The 19,207-nt window shown below is 50.8% G+C and carries 15 protein-coding genes; 9 read left to right on the top strand and 6 right to left on the bottom strand.

From position 1 onward, the window contains the following. From AC6R1O_RS19035 to AC6R1O_RS19020, 4 genes are all read right to left on the bottom strand, one after another. Nucleotides 1-715 (bottom strand): PHP domain-containing protein (locus AC6R1O_RS19035; protein ID WP_500657631.1); only part of this gene is annotated, 715 nt, incomplete at its 3' end. Between the two features lie 21 nt (nt 716-736). Further along, nucleotides 737-2,185: a Y-family DNA polymerase gene (locus AC6R1O_RS19030; protein ID WP_500657630.1), complete on the bottom strand. Its 1,449-nt coding sequence runs from the start codon at nt 2,183-2,185 to the stop codon at nt 737-739. Between the two features lie 2 nt (nt 2,186-2,187). Further along, the gene (gene imuA, locus AC6R1O_RS19025; RefSeq protein ID WP_500633512.1) at nt 2,188-2,871 is read right to left on the bottom strand and encodes a translesion DNA synthesis-associated protein ImuA; all 684 of its coding nucleotides are present in this window, start codon (nt 2,869-2,871) and stop codon (nt 2,188-2,190) included. A 129-nt stretch (nt 2,872-3,000) separates the two neighbouring features. Next, the gene (locus AC6R1O_RS19020) at nt 3,001-3,744 is read right to left on the bottom strand and encodes a YciK family oxidoreductase (RefSeq protein ID WP_500629691.1); all 744 of its coding nucleotides are present in this window, start codon (nt 3,742-3,744) and stop codon (nt 3,001-3,003) included. Between the two features lie 89 nt (nt 3,745-3,833). Between AC6R1O_RS19020 and sohB the strand changes: the two genes are divergently transcribed. Beyond that, on the top strand, nt 3,834-4,895 hold the full coding sequence (gene sohB / locus AC6R1O_RS19015; RefSeq protein ID WP_500631665.1) for a protease SohB: 1,062 nt from the start codon (nt 3,834-3,836) through the stop codon (nt 4,893-4,895). 194 nt (nt 4,896-5,089) lie between these two features. After that, the gene (locus AC6R1O_RS19010) at nt 5,090-6,952 is read left to right on the top strand and encodes a methyl-accepting chemotaxis protein (RefSeq protein WP_500633513.1); all 1,863 of its coding nucleotides are present in this window, start codon (nt 5,090-5,092) and stop codon (nt 6,950-6,952) included. Between the two features lie 52 nt (nt 6,953-7,004). Here AC6R1O_RS19010 and AC6R1O_RS19005 read toward each other — a convergent pair whose 3' ends face one another. Further along, nucleotides 7,005-7,775, bottom strand: a complete 771-nt coding sequence (locus AC6R1O_RS19005; RefSeq protein WP_500631663.1) for an ABC transporter ATP-binding protein — start codon at nt 7,773-7,775, stop codon at nt 7,005-7,007. Beyond that, entirely contained in the window at nt 7,775-8,827 is a 1,053-nt protein-coding gene (locus AC6R1O_RS19000) for a FecCD family ABC transporter permease (RefSeq protein ID WP_334568275.1), read from the bottom strand. Before AC6R1O_RS19000 ends, AC6R1O_RS19005 begins: the two co-directional genes overlap by 1 nt. A gap of 128 nt (nt 8,828-8,955) precedes the next feature. On the opposite strand from AC6R1O_RS19000, the gene AC6R1O_RS18995 reads away from it, so the two are divergent. The 7 genes from AC6R1O_RS18995 (at nt 8,956) to AC6R1O_RS18965 (ending at nt 19,195) form a co-directional block, all read left to right on the top strand. Further along, entirely contained in the window at nt 8,956-10,038 is a 1,083-nt protein-coding gene (locus AC6R1O_RS18995) for an ABC transporter substrate-binding protein (protein WP_500633514.1), read from the top strand. A gap of 314 nt (nt 10,039-10,352) precedes the next feature. After that, the gene (locus tag AC6R1O_RS18990) at nt 10,353-14,048 is read left to right on the top strand and encodes an ATP-binding protein (RefSeq protein ID WP_500633515.1); all 3,696 of its coding nucleotides are present in this window, start codon (nt 10,353-10,355) and stop codon (nt 14,046-14,048) included. Then, a complete protein-coding gene (locus tag AC6R1O_RS18985; RefSeq protein ID WP_500633516.1) occupies nt 14,045-15,214 on the top strand; it encodes an EAL domain-containing response regulator in 1,170 nt (389 codons plus the stop codon). Before AC6R1O_RS18990 ends, AC6R1O_RS18985 begins: the two co-directional genes overlap by 4 nt. Continuing rightward, the gene (locus tag AC6R1O_RS18980; protein ID WP_500633517.1) at nt 15,211-15,807 is read left to right on the top strand and encodes a response regulator; all 597 of its coding nucleotides are present in this window, start codon (nt 15,211-15,213) and stop codon (nt 15,805-15,807) included. The genes AC6R1O_RS18985 and AC6R1O_RS18980 overlap by 4 nt, the downstream gene beginning before the upstream one ends. Further along, the gene (locus AC6R1O_RS18975) at nt 15,804-17,198 is read left to right on the top strand and encodes a sensor domain-containing diguanylate cyclase (protein ID WP_500633518.1); all 1,395 of its coding nucleotides are present in this window, start codon (nt 15,804-15,806) and stop codon (nt 17,196-17,198) included. The genes AC6R1O_RS18980 and AC6R1O_RS18975 overlap by 4 nt, the downstream gene beginning before the upstream one ends. Before the next feature lie 6 nt (nt 17,199-17,204). Further along, a complete protein-coding gene (locus AC6R1O_RS18970; protein WP_500633519.1) occupies nt 17,205-17,564 on the top strand; it encodes an Hpt domain-containing protein in 360 nt (119 codons plus the stop codon). After that, nucleotides 17,561-19,195: a response regulator gene (locus AC6R1O_RS18965; RefSeq protein WP_500657629.1), complete on the top strand. Its 1,635-nt coding sequence runs from the start codon at nt 17,561-17,563 to the stop codon at nt 19,193-19,195. The genes AC6R1O_RS18970 and AC6R1O_RS18965 overlap by 4 nt, the downstream gene beginning before the upstream one ends. The last annotated feature ends 12 nt before the right edge of the window (nt 19,196-19,207 follow it).

Below are 19,207 nucleotides of genomic sequence, written 5' to 3'. Positions count from 1 at the left end.
CACTCTCCGCTAGCCATTCGGCTTTAAACAGTTTGTTGAGCTTATCTTGGCTGCGCAGGCTGCGCTCTGTGTTGGCGAGCAAATGCGCAGAGACCTGTTCAACACTTTGACCAAGACGAATCGCGGTGAGGACATGTTGCAAAGGCAGGCGTGTTGCGCTGTGCATCAATACGCCGCCGCACGCCGTAATGGGTAAATGAAGCGATTCGGCGAGCTGCTCACAATGGGCTAAGTAGGCGTGATCGTCTTCTTTAAGATGGCGCTGAACACCAATCCACAAGCGATCAGCATGATGTTGATGGAGCCAGCGTCCCCAGCGGCTATCTTCGCTGTGGTGGGTGGGGAGCCAAAGTACAAAACAGTGGCGAACGGACATCAGATCCCACTCTGATAGTTGATATTGCCCTTTCTCTGAGCGCCGACGCGCATTGGTAATAATCCGGCACAGCTCGGCGTACGCTTCACGGCTAGGGCAGAGTAACACCACGTGGCAATGGGGGTTCAACCAAAATACGCTGCCGACAATCAAATGAATCCCGAGTTGGTGCTGCTTAACGGCACTGTAGGCGCGCACCACGCCCGCGACGGAGCACTCATCGGTAATGGCCAGTGAGTGATAGCGAAGAAAATCCGCCTGTAAGATCAGCTCCTCTGCGTGAGAAGCGCCGGTCAGAAACGAGAAATTGGTTTGGCAGTAAAGCTCAGCGTACGACATGCTTTTCTCTTGGGTTCAGTGCTAACAAAATAGGCCATGCAAAAACCACTGCCGCTGCGGGGTGCGATAGACCCACAACCAGCGCCCAACCTCACTGCGAGCGATGAAGTAATCCCGAGTGATGCTGTCACCATCCCACCATCCGGTTGCAATGCGTTCGGGTCCTTGAATCAAGGTGACGTTCTCTTCCAGTGGCTGAGCGTTGTCGAGTAACACCAAAGGGCGAAACTTCGGCGTAGCCAGAGAGGTTGGAACGGGGCGCTCTGGCTCGCGCAGCGCCAGTGATTTTTCCGGTCTAGGATCGGCGGTGAGGGCGATTTTACGTACCTGCTGCGTGCCCAACTTGGCTTGCAGTAGGCTGATGAGCTCCAACTCGCTCTGTTGGCCCTGCTTTTTGCCAAACAGGTTGGGGCTGGTGGATTCTAATTCGCCGCCGCGTACTAACTCGAGTGTCAGTCCTTGTACTGGCGCGTCGAGTTTCATCGACTCCAACGTCAGCTGGCACAGCGTCATCCAGCGCGTGGCCAGATAATCACCACTGGCGGAGGTAAAGTGAATCTGCGCCTCTTGTCCTTCCCGTTGATGCAGTGTGAGTGTGAGCTCATAGGCCACTTGATTGCGCAGCATAAGGAAGGTTTCCAGTTGATTGAGCAGGCGTTGCAAAGGGCGAGTGAGCCACGCGATGGTCTCAATCTCAAACAGCAGTTCCAGATAACGCTGGAAGGACTCGGGCGGATGGTAGAAATCTACCGGATGCTTAAATTGGCCCATCAAGCGCCCAACATAGTTGACCAAATCAATATCAAAGCGGCGGGCAATATCTTGCATTGGCAATGCCAGCAGTTGTTCGAGTGTGGTTATCCCGACGCGCGCGAGTTTATCCACTTGCGAGGGGGCGAGTTCGGTCGCGTGCAGAGCAAACGGTAAAAGGGCTTGATGGAGTCTCTCTTGACGCTCTTCAATCATGTCTGTACCCGATTTGGCCAATAGCATGGCGCACAGCGGAGAAAACCCCGTGGCGTAGTGATAGTGAAGGCGCATCGGCGCGTTGCAATCGATCTCTTCTGTCTCTTTTCCATCCACCGACCAGCGCGTGAGGTGCTGACTGAGCTGCTGCCAATACTTATCCAACCCCTCGTATAAGGTCAGCATATCGGTAACTTTAAGTAGCAAGCCATTGGGGGGATAGAGCGCAATGTCAGAGGTGACGAAATAGAGCCACTGCGCCAGTTCCAGTAACAACTTATGCTCGACATCGGCATCATAAGGGTGCACTTGCAGAGTCGGGCAAAGCGCACTGGCGCTGCCTAGCCCCATGCCAGGTTGGATCCCTTGAGCATGAGCCGCTGCATTTAACTGCACAACCCTAAAGCGTTGAGGATCGACAATCACCAGCGGATCACCTTGCGGCGTGTGAAACAGCGCGTCCAGTTGCAAGGACGGAAAATGGAGATACAACCAGAGCGTCATCGTTAGCCTTGCTGCCTCAGTGGAAAGGGGAGAACGTCAGCGCTTGATGGCGAGCGAGCCTGCGTCAGTGCTGGCCAAGTGCGGCTCATATCCAGCACAAAACTGGCGTGTGGCCATCCGCCGCGGCGTTTGGTGATGGTGACCTCTAAGCCCAAAGGGTGCGGGCGCAGGGCAAGGCTTAAGCTCACCGGCAGTGATGCCTGGCTGTGCTGCTCGGATTTGAACAAAAAAGACAAACTATCACCGCGTTCACTGGCGACTTGCAAACGCCGAGCTTGGTGCACTTCTAACTCGCTTGACCATAACAGCACATTGCTGCAAGCGCCGCTTTTTAAACATTGTTCAGCGGCCCACAGCGCCTCTTTGTGCTCGCGTGGGTAGAGGAGCAAAATCTTATTCATATCGAACCCTTCGCGGATGAGCTGCTCGGCGCATAGATACCCCGGCGGCTGAATAAAGACCGACAACCGCTCTTGAGTGGTGTTTCTTAGATGGGGAAGCAACAGGCGCAGCTCACCAATAGCAGCGGGCGAGCTCAGCTCCACCACACCTTGCTTCGGGAAGCCGCCGCTGAGTTTTTGATCAAGCAGATCATAGCCAGTGGTGTAGTGGTCTTGCTCTGCTAAGGTTTGATTACCCTGCCAAAGCCATTGTTTTTGCTTAAGATGTTCGATCAGTTCATACATAACTATTTACCTGTATATATATACAGTATAATTGTTTATCAACGATCGACAAGATCCTCGTGGTGTGAGTGAATAAAAAAACGCCTCACACAGAGTGCAAGGCGTTGAGAAGTCGGCGTTTATTGGTGATTATTTTTTCGGTTGCGCGTCAATACACTGACCGTTGACGGCGCGACCTTCTGGTGCCATCAAGTAGAGATACAGGGGCATCAGATCGAGCGGTGTTTTGAGTAAATCGGCATCTTCCGCTGGGTAGGCTTTTGCGCGCATGCCTGTGCGGGTCGCGCCTGGGTTGATGGCATTAACACGAATAGTCGAGTCACTGAGCTCATCCGCCAACACTTGCATCATGCCTTCGGTTGCAAATTTGGACATCGCATACGTGCCCCAGAACGCGCGGCCACTGTGACCCACGGTGGATGAGGTAAAGACAATGCGCGCATCGTCGGATTGACGCAGCAAAGGCAGCAGGGCCTGCGTCATCAAAAAGGGCGCTTTGACGTTGACTTGCATCACGTCGTCATAGGTGTCCTCACCGATTTGATCAAACGGACTGATCACGCCAAGCAAACTGGCGTTGTGCAGCACACCATCAAGACGTCCAAACTGGCTCTCAATCGTATCGGCCATATCCAGATAGTTTTGCTTGCTGGCGCCTTTCATATCTAGAGGAATAATCGCTGGCTGAGGGTAGCCGGCGGCTTCAATTTCGTCGTAGGTGGCTTCGAGTTTTTTGACGGTGCGGCCAAGGAGAATCACCGTTGCGCCATGCTCTGCATAAGAGAGCGCCGCTTGTTTACCAATACCGGCTCCCGCGCCAGTAACCAGAATAACCTTACCTTTCAGGGCATCTGAAGAGACAGCATAATCCACGATGTGCATCCTTATTGTAATCTTCTGCTTTAAGTCTTCGTGACAAGGTGGTTACAATACACCAATTCGCCTAGGAGAGGATATTCACATTGGAATTTTTGTTGGAGTACGGGCTGTTTTTAGCCAAGATTGTGACTGTTGTGGTCGCGATTATTGCGATTTTAGTGATAGCCAAAGCCGCGGGTGGCAAGAGTGGAAGTGCCAAAGGTGAACTGGAGGTGACCAACCTCAGTGAACAGCATAAACACACTGTCGATACCCTCGAACATCATCTGCATGATGATGCGTTTTTGAAAGCGCGCGACAAGGCGGAGAAGAAGAGCCAGAAAGAAGAGACCAAAGCGCGCGAGAAAGCCATTAAACAGGCCAGTAAAGCGGGTGAGTTAGACAGCCAGCGCGAGCCGCATCTTTTTGTGTTGGATTTTAAGGGTAGCATTGATGCGAAAGAGGTGGCTTCACTCCGTGAAGAAGTGACCGCCATTCTTGCCGTGGCCCGTGAGGGAGATGAAGTGCTGCTGCGTCTTGAATCGGGTGGTGGCATGGTGCACGGCTATGGCTTGGCCTCTTCGCAATTGGATCGCATCAAGCACGCGGGCATTCCACTGACCATCGCGGTCGATAAAGTAGCGGCCAGCGGCGGTTATATGATGGCGTGCATTGCGGACAAAATTGTCTCGGCACCGTTTGCGATTGTCGGCTCTATTGGCGTGATTGCCCAGTTGCCAAATTTCAATAAGCTGCTGAAAAAGCACGACATCGACTATGAGCAGCTGACTGCTGGTGAGTACAAACGCACGCTCACTATGTTTGGCGAAAACACCGACAAAGCGCGTGAAAAATTCAAACAAGAGCTTGAAGAGACGCACGATCTCTTTAAAGATTTTATCCGTGAACATCGCCCAGAGTTAGCGTTGGAGAAAGTCGCCACCGGTGAACACTGGTTCGGCACACAAGCGCACAAGCTGGGCTTGGTGGATGAAATCAACACTTCCGATGACCTTATCGCCACCGCCTGCAAGGAAAAAACCGTTTTGGCGATCCATTACACACAAAAGAAAAAGCTGTCATCCAAGCTGGCCGGCATTGCCGGAGAAGCCGCCGATAACGTGCTCATGAAGCTGATGGATCGCGGACAAAGACCGATTGTGTGATAAAGATAGATGCTTTGGTAACACGACGTCTAAAGCCTAACTCCCAAAAGCCCACTTCGGTGGGCTTTTTGCTGTTTGGTATTGGTACGGAGCCAATGTGTACCTCGTTACTGTATGAGGAATAACCGATATTCCTCATAAAATATGCACTTCGCTACACTCGCACGAGCATGCTTATTTGTCTCCGAGGAATTATGAAATTTCGTACCAAACTGATCGTAGCAGGATCAGCGATATGTTTAGTGTCGTTGAGTCTATTATCGACCCTTAACTACCGTGCATTGAGTAAAGAAGTGGAGAGTTCTATCTCAACAATGATTGACCTCTCGATGAAACAGGTAGCTGATAATTTGTCGGAAACCATGAAGGCCAAATATGACTTTGCTGATTACCTATCGGAGTTGACGGCGAACGCACCTCAAGAGAGTGTTCATACTATTTTCAATCAATCGGCACTGAATCATGTCTTTGTTACCGCCGGAGTCGGATATGAAGATGATGGCCGAATTGTGCACAATGATGCCAGTTGGACGCCACCGAGTGACTGGGATTCTCGCACTCGCCCTTGGTATGTGGACGCAAAGCGCGTGGGTCAACGAGTGGTGACAGAGCCGTATGTGGATGAAGGCACAGGCGCGGTATTGATCTCTGTGTCACAACCGATTTACCAGAGTGGTCAGCTTGAGGCAGTAAGCTTTTTTGATGTTGACCTTTCTGTGTTGTCAGCCACTGTCAATGAGGCTGACGTGCCACACAGCATGCTATTCATTGTTCATGAAAATGGCACCATCATTGGTCACCCAAACGCGCAATTTAATGGTCAGCCTCTGACTCGTTTCATTGCAAATGGTGCGATTAGCAATGATGTTAAGATCTTGCCTGTTAATGGGCGAGATTACTATGTCACCTACCAGCCAGTGCCTGATACACGCTGGTTTGTCGGCATCCTCGTCGATTTTGAGCAGACACATCTTCCTTTGCAGAACATGAGCACAAGCTCGATGATCATTGCCACTCTCTTGATGTTCCTCAGTTTAGCGGTTTTCTTGGCGATCATCGCTTGGCTAACCCGCCCATTGCGTCAACTGAGTGCAGCGATGGACAACGTTGCAAGTGGCGATGGTGACTTGACCAAGCGTCTTGATACCAATACCGATGAAGAATTTAGCCAGCTAGCGAAAAGCTTCAACAACTTTGTGGCGACGATTCAAGCGCTGATTAAAGACAGCCAACGCACAGCGCACGATGTCACTCATGTGGCGGAATCGACCAATATCGCGGCGAACGATTCACGAATCCTACTGGACACTCAAGTACAAGAAGTGGAGCAGTTGGCGACTGCGATGAATGAGATGTCGACGACCTGTGCGTTGGTGGCAGAGAATGCACAGAGCGCCGCGCACGCTGCGCAATCGGCGGATCACGCTGCAGAAGAGGGCACCAGCATCGTCTCGCTGACGTCTGATTCTATCCAAACGCTGGCGCAGCAGATGGAGCGCGCGTCGAAAAGTGTCCGTGAACTGGAAGCCTCAACCGACAGCATTGAATCTATCGTCAGCGTAATAAATGGCATTGCTGACCAAACCAACCTGCTTGCATTGAACGCGGCGATTGAAGCGGCGCGTGCGGGCGATTCAGGACGCGGTTTTGCAGTAGTAGCGGATGAAGTTCGCACCTTAGCGCAGCGCACGACGGAATCGACCACCGAGATTCGCGCTATGATTGAACGCTTACAAGCGGGCGCGAACACGACGGCTTCGGCGATGACTCAGAGCTACGATCTGGCGATGGAGACGGTAGAGCACGCGCACAGTGCCAATGAGTCACTGCATCGCATTAAAGATGCGGTGTCGCAAATCACCGAAATGAATATCCAAATTGCCTCCGCGGCGGAAGAGCAAAGCTTGGTGGCTGAAGAGATCAACAGCAATACGGTGAACATCAAAGATCTGTCGAGCCAAGTAGCAGAACGTACGTTGGAAACGTCTAACTTAGTCGAGCAACAGACGCGCCTTGTCGAAGAGCAATCATCAGCACTCAACAAGTTTATTGTTTAGTCGAAATGGCCCCAGCTTAATGCTGGGGCTTTTTTTGAGCGGTGAGCGTGCGTTAACTGGCTTTTAGAGTACGTATGAAGGGTACGCCATCGTTATCATGATGAACCGTGGCATCCACATTGTAGATGGACTTCACCAGCTCTGTGGTCAAAATGGCATTGGGCGCGCCGCTGGCGACCAATTGCCCCTGTTTGATGACCAGAAGATGGTCGGCGTATTGCGCCGCCAAATTAAGATCGTGCAGCACCATAATGCTGACAAACTGCTGCTCGCGTGTCTGTTTCACTAAGTGATCAAGCAAGACATGCTGGTGGTGAAGATCCAATGCGCTAACGGGCTCATCAAGTAACATGATCTGCGGGTTGCGCATGATAGCTTGGGCGAACAAAATCATCTGCCGTTGACCGCCACTGAGTGAGCTAACGTTACGATTCGCCAAATGGGCCATGCCAATACTGTTGAGAATGTGCAGCCCTTGCTTGAGTAAATCATCATCAATGCGCAAGCTCAAACTATCGAGCCTGCCCATCAGTACCACTTCTATCACACTCAAACTCACTTCAAGGTGAATGTCTTGCGGCATGTAGCCAAAGCGAGCACGCCAGCGAGCGAGAGCTTTCGGGTTGAGCGTGGTCTCTTGATGACGAATGGCACCTTGAGAGAGGTCAATATCGCCAAACAGCGCTTTCAAGAGTGTGCTCTTTCCGGCGCCGTTGGGACCCAGTACCGCAGTGACTTGGCCGGGATTGAGCTCAAAGCTGATGTTATCCGCTAGCGTGAGATTATCGATATGAATGTGAATATGATCCGCAACCAGCACCATTAACCTCGCTTCGCCAAGATAAGCCAGAAGAAGAAAGGCACGCCAATAATGGCGGTGACTATGCCAATGGGAAATAGCGCGCCTGGCACGATGATTTTAGATAGCACAGAGGCGCCTGAGAGCAAAAATGCCCCAACCAAAAACGACATCGGCAAAAAGAATCGCTGATCTTCACCCACCATGGATTTCGCCATATTGGGGGCGACAATGCCGACAAATCCGATGATCCCAACAAAACTGGTCACGGTTGCGGTGATCACCGCGACGATAAACAGAGTTTTTAATCGCAGCCGTTTGATGTTAACGCCAACGCTTTTTGCCCGCTCTTCCCCAAGGCGCAGCGCGGTGAGTTGCCACGCATCTTTCATCAGCAACACGCCGCCCAATAAGACCACCGCCGCAGTAATGGCTAGGTTATTCCACGTTGCTTTCGACAGGCTACCAAAGAGCCAAAATAGAATCTGCTGACTGAGTTCAGGGGAGGAGACAAACTGCACCAACGAGAGCAGCGATTGAAACAGAAACAGCAGCGCAATGCCGGCAAGAATCAGCTGGCCAGAGCTAATATGACGCACCGATGCGAGAGAGAACAAAAAGCACGCCGACAGCATACAACACAAAAACGCGCCGAGTGGCACCGCATAGTTGCTGCTGATCCCCCAAGATCCCATGTACAGAGTGATAGCCGCGCCAAAACCAGCGGCGGCGGCCATGCCTAAGGTGTAGGGGCTTGCCATGGTGTTGTTCAGTAACGTCTGCATTTCTGCACCGCCAACGCCAAGTGCGCCGCCAACGACGATCGCCATCAAAGCGATGGGCAAGCGCAGGTTGGTGACAATGATTTGCGTGGATGCATCGACTTGATACGGCAAGCCAATCCATTCCAATAATGAGTAGAGGACTTTGGATGCATTGAGCATCGAAGGCCCGGTCATGATGTCAAAAACAAACGTCATCACAATCAGACAAGCAAAGGCGATAATGACGCCTACGCGTTGCTTCTCGTTGCGGCGCTGCTGCTTGATTAACTGTTCTAAGGCGACAGATTCCACGTCATCTTACCTGTACAAAAGGGCGTATTCGCATAAATAAAGGTGGTGATATTACCATTAATGATAGTTAGTTGCATTATCATTAATAAAGGGATTAATATGTCGCAAAACAACAAGGAATTGACCCAATGATTAAACAGTTAATGATGTTTGCCGCACTCTGTTTTAGCGGTTTCACTTTTGCCCAAACCACCACAGTAACTGACGTTCTAGGACGTGAGGTGACCTTTGATGCACCGGCGCAACGAGCCGTCGTAGGATTTTACCCTGAAGATTATATGGCAATAGGCACGGAAGCGGCGTATGACCGTGTGGTTGGCATGTCTAAATACATTTGGCAAGCACGTTCGGCGAGCTGGGCGAAGTATGTCAAGCACCGCCCCTCTCTTGATGAGATCCCCGAAATCGGACGTGTAGACACCAACACCTTCTCGGTAGAAAAAGTGATCGGCTTGAATCCCGACGTCGTGCTACTGGCGGATTGGCAATTTAAGGCACTTGAATCGGATGTTGAGCGTATGCAAAGTGCCGGGATCGCAGTGGTCGTTGTGGATTACAACGCCCAAACGGTGGAGCGCCATGTGCAAAGCACTAAGCTGATTGGGGTCATCACTGGTCAGCAAGCGCGCGCACAAACCATTGCTGATGAGTACCAGAAAAACGTAGAGATGATCAGCGAGCGTCTCGCGAAAGCCAACCTGCCTAAGCCGCGTGTCTACACCGAATATGGTGCGGCGGGCGTGAGTGAAACTGGCTACACCTTTGGCAAAAACATGTGGGGTGCGATTGCGACCATGGCGGGCGGTGACAATATCTCCGCTCCATACGTCGAGTGGTGGGGCAAACTCAACCCAGAGCAAATCCTCGCTGCGAATCCAGAAGTGATTGTGATGACAGGCTATGAATCAGGCAGCGCCGATGACTCTATGGTCATGGGGCAAGGTGTGGATGAAGCGCTAGCGAAGCAGCGTTTAGCCGGATTTCAGCAGCGCGTCGGTTGGTCAACCCTATCTGCGGTGCAAAACCAGCGTATGTTTGCGGCGTATCACGGTGCATGCCGTACGATTCTTGATGGCGCGATGATTCAGTTCTACGCGAAAATTCTTTACCCATCCCTGTTCAGTGATTTAGACCCTGCTGGTCAATACCAGGCGTTTTATGAAAAATACCTGCCGATTAGCCCAACCGGCACCTTTATGACTGAGTTATAAGAGCTCAGCTGTTAGGCTGGTTACGCTCTTTTGGGCAAGTTGAATAAGCGTGCTGCCCTCAACGAAAGCCGAAGTGAACCGTATGTCGGGTCACTTCGGCTTTTCTGTCATTACTGAGCCTAGAGAGCGTCAATTTTCTTCTTTTCTGACAGAGTTGATTTGTCTGGTATCTCCCGAACTCGTGTCATACTCTTCCTACAAAATTTAAAATTATCTATATTTAACAATTAGTTAAAATCAAGGTGCCAAACGTGCTCGTTTGACTTTGCTTCCTATATCCCTAGTCTTGCCGATCAGTAGAGTAGGAAAGACTTATGATGCCACGTTTTCAAACACGATTTCACATGCCGCGCCTGCGCGTGATGGTGCTGTGCGCGCTCTGCCTGCTTGGTTTAGGTACAGGTGAGGTGAATGCGACCAAAACTGCGCCAGTAGCGCCGACCAGCGAGCCACAAAGGGCGACGTTGGTGTTTGGTATCGTGTCAAAAGAGGGAGCGATGGGTACCCACCGCGATGGCATCAATGCATTTGACGCCATCAATCAAGACTATCTGGTCAACATTGCCAACGCGCTGAAGTTGAAGGTAGAACTGAAAGGCTACCCGACGGTGTCTGCACTGCTGGATGCGATTGAGCGTGATGAAGTGGTCGGGGCGGTGGGCTTTAGCCACACCGAGGAGCGAGCCAAGCGATTTATCTTCTCTAAACCTTTTTTCACTAGCAGTGTGGCGGTGTGGTACGCCGATCGTCACCTCGCCAAACATGCGCCTGAATCTCTTGCTTGGTCATGCATTCGCGGCACTTCCCATTGCGAACAGCTCAAATCGGCGGGCATTGATAACATTCACTATGCCCGCGATCTTGATGATGCCAAGCAAGCGATGGAGTTGGGGTTGAGTGATGCGCTTATCTCCAGTTTCGTGGTCTTAAACACCTTTCTTGATGGCCATGACATCGTCAAAGGTACATTGGCGACGCCAGAGTGGGTCAAGAGCGAGAAAGTGCGCTTGATCACCACCGCCAAATATCAAAGCCTTGTCGATCGCGTCAATCAGGTGCTGAATTTAGAAGAGCAGGGAGATAACGTTCGCTCGATAGTCTCCGACAACCCTTATCACTCGGTTGAACTCAAACTGAACGATTTTCACCGTACCCATAGCGCCGAACAGCCGATCACTTATAGCGCCGCGACCACCGCCTATCCGTTTCTGTTTCGTGGTGAAGACGGCAAGCTTGATGGCTTTTTGCATGATTTCTTCCAACTGCTTCGCTCGCGGACAGGGCTCGAGTTTACCCATGTAGAGCCTGATCATCTCGATGAAGGGAGCCTGTCAGGCTATAACGCCGATTTGGTCCCCGTGGCGTATACCGATGAAAAACCGATGGCGAAGTGGCAACTGACTGAGCCCTTTTTGTCCCTCAACTATGTTGCCGTGACCCGTGAAGGTGACGTGCCTCAACATCAGGGGCATGACATTGTCGGCGTTTTGACCAGCAGTGAGCACCAAGGATTTGTCCATCTTACCGGGTGGCGAGATCGCCAGATCAAACAATACGACACCCTGAAAACGCTGATTGCAGATTTGAAATCTCAAGCGATTGATTTTGCTTATATCCCTAAAGATATCGCGCACAGTTTGGTGGTACGAAGCGATGTCGGCGGGCTCGAAATCAACGAGCGTGAGCCTCTAAAAGTGCACCTCGCGTTTGCGGTGAAAAACTCCCCGCAGTTGAAGCGATTGCTCGACAGTGTATTTAGCACCATTGACGTTAACGAGATGGCGAAGCTGATGCGAGGCTATCGCCAAATCAACTTCATCTACGGCTATGACGACAAGCAAGTGGTGCAGGTTGCTGGCGCTGTGCTGACATTGGTGTTGCTGGCGGCGCTGCTGACCTACTTTATTATCTCTAACCTCAGGCTCAAAGTGGGCTTGGCTGAGGCAAGTGCAAATCAAGAAGAGAACGAAAAAGAGTGGTTGAAGACCATTATTTCAGAGCTCGACAGTTGGGTATTTATTCATGACAGCCGCAACCAGATGGTGCTGAGTAACTGCGAGCACGTTCAACGTGGCGATTGCAACGGGTGCACCGTGGCCAGTCGTAGCGCGCAGTCGCCTTTGGTCGATAATGCGCAAGAAGTGGAGCGGGTATTGGCGGGTGAACTGATCGCAGATTATCACCAAACTCAAGATTGCCGTCTGTCGGTGTCGCACATTTTCCGCCAACGTAAAATGATCACGTCTCCGAGCTCAAACAATCGCTTTGTGTTGACGGTGCTCAACGACATCACCGAGCACAAAGCGAAAGAAGCCGAGCTTCTCAAAGCGAAGCAATATGCGCAGGAAGCGGTCGTCTCTCGTGAGCGCTTTTTGGCAACCATGAGCCATGAGCTGCGCACTCCCATAGCGGCAGCGCAAGGGCTATTGGAGCTGATGCAAACCAAGCCGTTGCATGCTGATGTGTCTGAACTGGTGGAACAAGCCAAACAATCGACCCGTCACCTCAATCAGCTGGTGGATGAAGTGCTCGATTTTTCCAAATTGCACGCCAATCAGTTGCGTGTGAATCCGGTTGAGACCGATCTGCTTCAGGTGGTGGGGGAGACGGTTCGTTCCTTTGAAAGTGCAGCGCAGAGCAAAGGGCTGGAGTGTCGCGTGGCATTTTTACCCTTTGCCCAGCGTTATGGCGTGATTGATGATGTGCGAGTGGTGCAAATCATCAACAACTTGATGTCTAACGCGATTAAGTTCACCCAGACGGGCTTCATTAAAATTGATGCATCCGCCACTGATCGGGCACTCAACGTGACGGTCTCTGATAGCGGCATCGGAATGACGCGCGGCCAAATAGAAAAGATTTTTCAGCCGTTTACCCAAGCCGACGATGGCGTGACGCGCCAATTTGGCGGCACCGGTTTAGGGCTGAGCATTGTTGATAAGCTGGTGGCCTGCATGGGTGGGTCATTAAATATCGAAAGCATCGTCAATGTTGGCAGTGTGTTTCGCTTACAGCTGCCACTCAAACCCAGTGCTCGCTTAGATCCGATATTGAGCGATGTGAGCTACAACGAATCAGGTTTACCTGTAGAAATGACACAGTGGTTTCGCGCCTGGGGGCTGAAAGCCTGTGAGAGTCAAGCGGATGTGATGATGCTTGAAAACCATCATCTTCAGATTCGAGGTTTGAGTGATGACGTACATGAGATGCCGAGTCAGCACTATCGCTACCCTCATCTGGTGCTTAAAGCCTTGACGGAGCGCACGCGTCAGACATCGACCTCCACTTCAGCGGCTAAGGATGCGCCTGCAAGTCCCGCGCTGAGCGGATGTGTCTTGGTAGCGGAAGATAACCTCATCAATCAAAACATCATCGCGATGCAACTGGCTGAGTTGGGCGTTGACGCCAAGATAGTCGATAACGGCGAACAAGCGTTGGCTTATCTTGCTCAGCACCAGGATATCGATGTGCTGCTGACTGACTTTCATATGCCCATCATGGACGGTTTTGCCTTGACGCGTCACATTCGTCAAGACTCGACACTGAGTGCGTTACCCGTGATTGGCCTCACCGCAGAAGATTCGCGAGTGGCGACGGAGCTTGCCAGCCAAAGCGGCTTGGACCATGTCCTTTGCAAGCCTTATTCAATGGCGCAATTACGCGCTCTGCTTGGCTTGTATCTGCCCGAAGAGGCGAACGAAACCCGCGCCATGCCTGCTTGGCTCGCTCAGTTAAGCGAGAGCGAACAAGCCGAATTTTCGGCGCTGTTTGTGCAGTCGATGAATCAAGATTTAAAGGTGCTGCGAGACAGTGATGATATCGATGTGCTTCGTAAGGCGATACACAGCATTAAAGGCGGCTTGGCAGCCGTTGGGCTCATGTCACTGGTGACTCAGTGTCAACACATAGAGCACTCTTCTGCTCACTCATTCTCTCAGGGAGTCGCGTCATTGATTGATAGTCTGACGCAAGAGGTAGCCGCGGTAGACCGCTGGAGAACCCAATCATGACACACACAGTGATGTTATTAGACGACCACCCCTTACAGCTAAAAATGCTGGACAGAGCGCTACGCCAACTCGGGGTGAGTGATATTCACAGTTTTACCTCGGTAGATGCGGCGATGGCATCAGTGAGTGAACGGGATTACCAGTTGATCTTGTGTGATTTGAGCATGCCCGGTCGAGATGGTATCGACATGCTTGAAGCGCTCAATGAGGTCGGTTTTTCTGGACATGTCGCCATTCTCAGTGGGCTAGATCAACCTGTGCTCTCTACCGTGAAAGCCATGTGTCAGGGTTACAGTTTTGACCTTATTGCCCAGATCAGTAAGCCTTTTGTTGAGGCCGAATTAAGCGCTCTATTTTCCTACATCAAACCGACCCCGCGCACATTCGTTCAACGCGCGCTAACGCTAACGGATGCGGAGTTTTTGCTCGCATTGGCTGCGGGGGACATTTGCAATTTTTATCAGCCTCAAGTGGATTTCAATACTGGTGAGGTAGTGGGCGTTGAAGCGCTGGCGAGATGGCAACACCCAGAGCATGGCACGCTCTTCCCCGATACCTTTCTTCCTATGGTGGAGCGATGCCAGTTGTCGAACGAGCTGTTTGATACCGTATTGCTCAACGCGCTCATGGATATGCAGCAGGGTTTGCTGCCCGCCAAAGTCTCCGTGAACGCCGATCAAGCGAATCTGGAGAACCCCAATTTTGCCGATCATGTGCTGACGCTGTGTCGTCAGCACCGAGTGGATCCGCAGCGTCTGACGATAGAAATCACCGAAGAGTACTCGTACCAGAAAAATCGTGCGCTATACAAAAATTTAGCCAAGCTGCGCGTCAATCACATCAATGTCGCGATTGATGATTTTGGTACAGGCTACTCCTCGTTGGAGAACTTGTATGCCTTCCCATTTAACGAAATCAAGATAGACCGCACCTTTGTGCTTGGTCTTGAGAACGACACCAAAAAGCAGCGCATCGTGACGTTTATCAGCCAACTTGCGCAATCTTTCAACATTCATGTTGTGGCAGAAGGTGTGGAGACGAAGCAATCGTGGGATGTATTGCGCGGGTTGAGTGTGCATACCTGCCAAGGCTACTTGGTCAGTAAACCTGTTCCTTTGGCAGAGCTGCCGCTTTGCCAACCTAATTTAGTAGAGAGCTTATTATGAGTAAATGTCGCTGTTTAGTGTTTGATGACCATCCACTGGTGGGAGTGGCGATTCGCGCCACCATCTCAACCTTACCCTTTATTGACAGTGTCTCTGTGGCCAACAACGCCAAGAGCGCGCTCAATACTATTAAGTCAGGGGCGGTGGACTTGCTTATCTTGGACATCAATCTCACTGATGTCGATGGATACGATTTCTACCGCCGCATTAAGTCTCATGGCTATCACGGTAAGGTCTTGTTCTATTCGGCGGAAGAGAGCGCGCTGTTTAGCGAATTGGCGTTTAAAGCAGGCGCTGACGGTTATGTGTGTAAGTCGGAGCAGCAAGAGATCTTGCGTGATGCAGTAGAAGGGATCTTCAACGGCTATACCTTCTTCAAGTTCAAATCAACTCCGAGCCCTGAGCGCGAGAAAGTGGATCTCTCTAATCGTGAAGCCGTCGTGATGAACCATTTACTGCGCGGAAAAACCAACAAGGAGATCGCGCATATTCTGTCGATCAGCGACAAAACCGTGAGCACCTATAAGAAGCGTCTTTTAGACAAATATGGTGTGGGCAACTTAATGGAGCTCAACAAGGTTGCGGCATTATGATTAGCAAAAAAGTGAGTCGTGTCAGCGTGCTGACGAAGTCTTGCGCGTTGGCGTTTATCACCTATGTCTTGCTGTTTTTTGCCTACTCCTATGTGCAAGTCAGCACGAAAAAAAACGACTTCAAGCTGCTGACGGAAAGCATCGATACTCAAAAGCAGCGCCTGATTTACACCTCTTTGTTTGTGAATACGGTTTTTCATATTGATGAGGCGGTGTTGGAGGAGACGTACAACAATATCGGTCAATATGGCATTAAGACCTACGTTTACCCACTGACCGGAGAGTCGCACCAGCTAAATCGCGATGAGAAAGTGGTGTTGTCCTCACTGATTTATGCCTTTGGCAATATGAATGCGTTTTTACTCGATGATCGCTCTGCGACCTACTACCAATCGTTTCAAGGGCAGGGAAAGTTCATCTTTTTCAGCGATATGGGGCAAATTGACTTGGGTACACGCGCCATCCACGATCAGCGCTGCGAACGCTTTCGAATTTGTTCTCGATTTTCCACCGCAGAGGCGCTTTCAGATCGCTTAGTAGTATCAAAAATCTACCAGGATATGATTTCAGGCGAACCGACAATAACGCTGTCGAGCCCCGTGTTGCATCGTGGTGAAGTGATGGGTGATGTGAGCGTAGATATGTACGCGTTTGGTTCAAAATTTGGTGAAGAAGCGACGTACAGCTCAGGCAATGTGGGCGAGCTTAATTATGTGCAAATCAGTTACCCGGACTACCCGTTGGCAGAGCTGGGCTTTCGCTCGCACTATGTGATTGATAACAAATCGGTGCTCAGTTTCAATTATCCGGTCAGCAAGTTGTTGCTTGATACGTTACCCGCCTTTTTCTTGCTTTGGTGTGTCTCGCTACTTGGGGTGAATCACTACGCCAAACTGCGTGAGGCGAAAGCCAATATCGCCAAAGTGTACGAAGAGTCACACCGTGATGAGATGACAGGGCTGTATAACCGCAAGGTATTCAATACTCGCAAGTTTATAGAAAAAACACACAGTGAAACTCTGGCTATCTTGGCCGTGGATGGCAACAAACTCAAAACCATCAATGACGAATATGGACACCATACCGGCGATGAAGCGATTAAACACATTGCCAACGCGATGAAGCGTGTTTTCCGCGACTCCGACTATCTTGTTCGCTCGGGCGGTGATGAGTTTCTCGCCATCTTGCCGGGGTGTACTCCACCTCGTGTGTTAGAGCTCAAAGAGAAGTTGCAACAGCAGGTATCGGCTCAGCTGTTAAGACCGATGAACATCGCGGTGACCGTGAGCGTGGGTGTGGCGTTTAAACGGCCAGATGATGAGCTAGACCATGCGCTGATCATGGCGGATGAAAATCTCTATCAAGACAAAGGCAAGCGGGGGGGTAAGTAAGAGGTGATGCAGCAAATCCAGCCTAACGATCACACGGCGTGGCTAGATGCCTTTGAGCCAAGCACAAGGCCGATGATGGCGCAGTGCTATATCGATGTGATGCAAGAAGACGCCACCGGTTTAACGCAAGCGCTTGAACGGGAGGATGTCGCGGCTGTTCGCGCTTTGCTGCATAAGATCAAGGGCGGCGCGGCGATGGTGGGTCACCACTTATTGGCGAGTGAGGCGCATCACTTATTGCAAGCCAGTTCTCTACCGGCGCAGGGTGAGCCGGCGCTTATCCTATTTTCACGAAACCTAAGCCAAAGCATTGAGCATGTCGTGAACTGGCAATCGATGCCGACATCGGAGGATGCAGGGCCATGAATGGGATCAATGTTAGCCAGCTTAAAGTATTGGTCGCGGATGACTCGCGTTTAGTGTGCAACTCTATCTTGTTGATCCTAAGAGAGATTGGCTTTGATAGCAGCAACGTTGTTTGTGCCTATCGGCCAAATGAGGTGATTAATCACTGCAAGCAGATTGCGTTCGACATCGTGATTTGTGATGTGAACTTCAATAGCCAGATCAACGGCTACCAACTGCTCGAAGAGTTGCATCACTTACAACTGCTCAAAAGCGATCTCTTTTTCGCCTTTTTAACCGGTGAAAACCAACCGCAAATCGTGCGTACCATCATTGACTGTAACCCGGATGATTATTGGCTTAAGCCCTTCAATAAGCCCTTTCTCTCTGCGCGTCTTTACAGTGGTCTCAAGCGGAAAAAGGCACTGGCGAGTGTCTATGCCGCTATTTATGCCAAGCAATACCAACAGGCGCTAGAGGTATGTGATGAGCTGCACCCGTTTCACCCGCAGTATGGGCGTCATCTTGGCCACCTGAAAGCCCAATGCTATGCCCAGTTAGGTCAATATGAGGATGCGGCCCAGCAGTATCGCGCGCTGCTCGATGAATATGATTGCGACAGCGTGAAAACCGCATTGAGTAAAGTGCTGATTGAACAAGAAGAGATTGATATGGCAAGGGATGTGCTTAGTACCTTGTCGAATCAAGATAATAATCCCTACTACCATGATGGGATGGCCGCGGTGTGTGTGCGTAACGACAACATAGAGGGGGCGATAGGACATTTAAAATTGGCCACCAACCTGCTTGAGGCAGGGACAGAGCGCGAGTTGATTCTCTCCAATCTGTCGCTAGCGATTGCTCATTATGACGACGCGTTTTATTACATTAAGCGCTACAGCGAAAAGAACGAAAATACCTACCGGCAAAGTGAATACATCACGCTCAACACGGTCCGCAGTTTTCTCTATCGAGCCGTTGATGAGGATAAGCCCGCCGTGTTTGAAGCTCAGCGCTACCTCATCAATGGTAAGTTGGATGAGCTTGAAAAGTGTCGTCATCTTGATGTGCAAGTGACGTTGCTGCATGTACACATTCATTGGTTGTCGCAAGATATGCGCAGCGCCGTGTCGCTCATCTCTGAGCTCACCGTTGATGAGCCACTGCATTTCTATGATTATTTTCATTGGCTCTATCTACTGGAGCACCTGTCGCTGTTTAACGACATTCCCGTGCTCTTGCAGCAGGCCAAAATGGCGATTCGAGACGAGCAAATTGCCCATATTAAGAAGAGCCAGCACGTCATGTGGGCAAATTTTGAAAGCCGCTTCAAAGATAAGCAGCGCCAAATTCAGCGAGTGAAAAGCATTATGGCGCAATGGAACGAACGCGACGAAAAAGAAGGCGAGAAATACTTAGAGCAATACGCGACGCTCAAAGCCCTGATGCCGAACTCCTACAAAGTGAGCTTGGCAATCATCAAGCTACTGGCTAATAACCGCATTCGAATTCGCAACTACCGAGAGGTATTTAACTTGTTGGCGGATTGCCATCGAGTAGTCCATGCGCAAATGTCGGCACAAGAGCGCAACAACAGCAATTACAAAAAGCTCTATGCGATGGCGAAAGACAATGTGATGGAGTATGCCTAAGCCACCGGAGTG

The sequence above is a fragment of the Vibrio sp. R11-SG3-ISO3-SZ genome (assembly GCF_059834345.1).
This window is presented reverse-complemented; position numbering and strand designations above follow the sequence as displayed.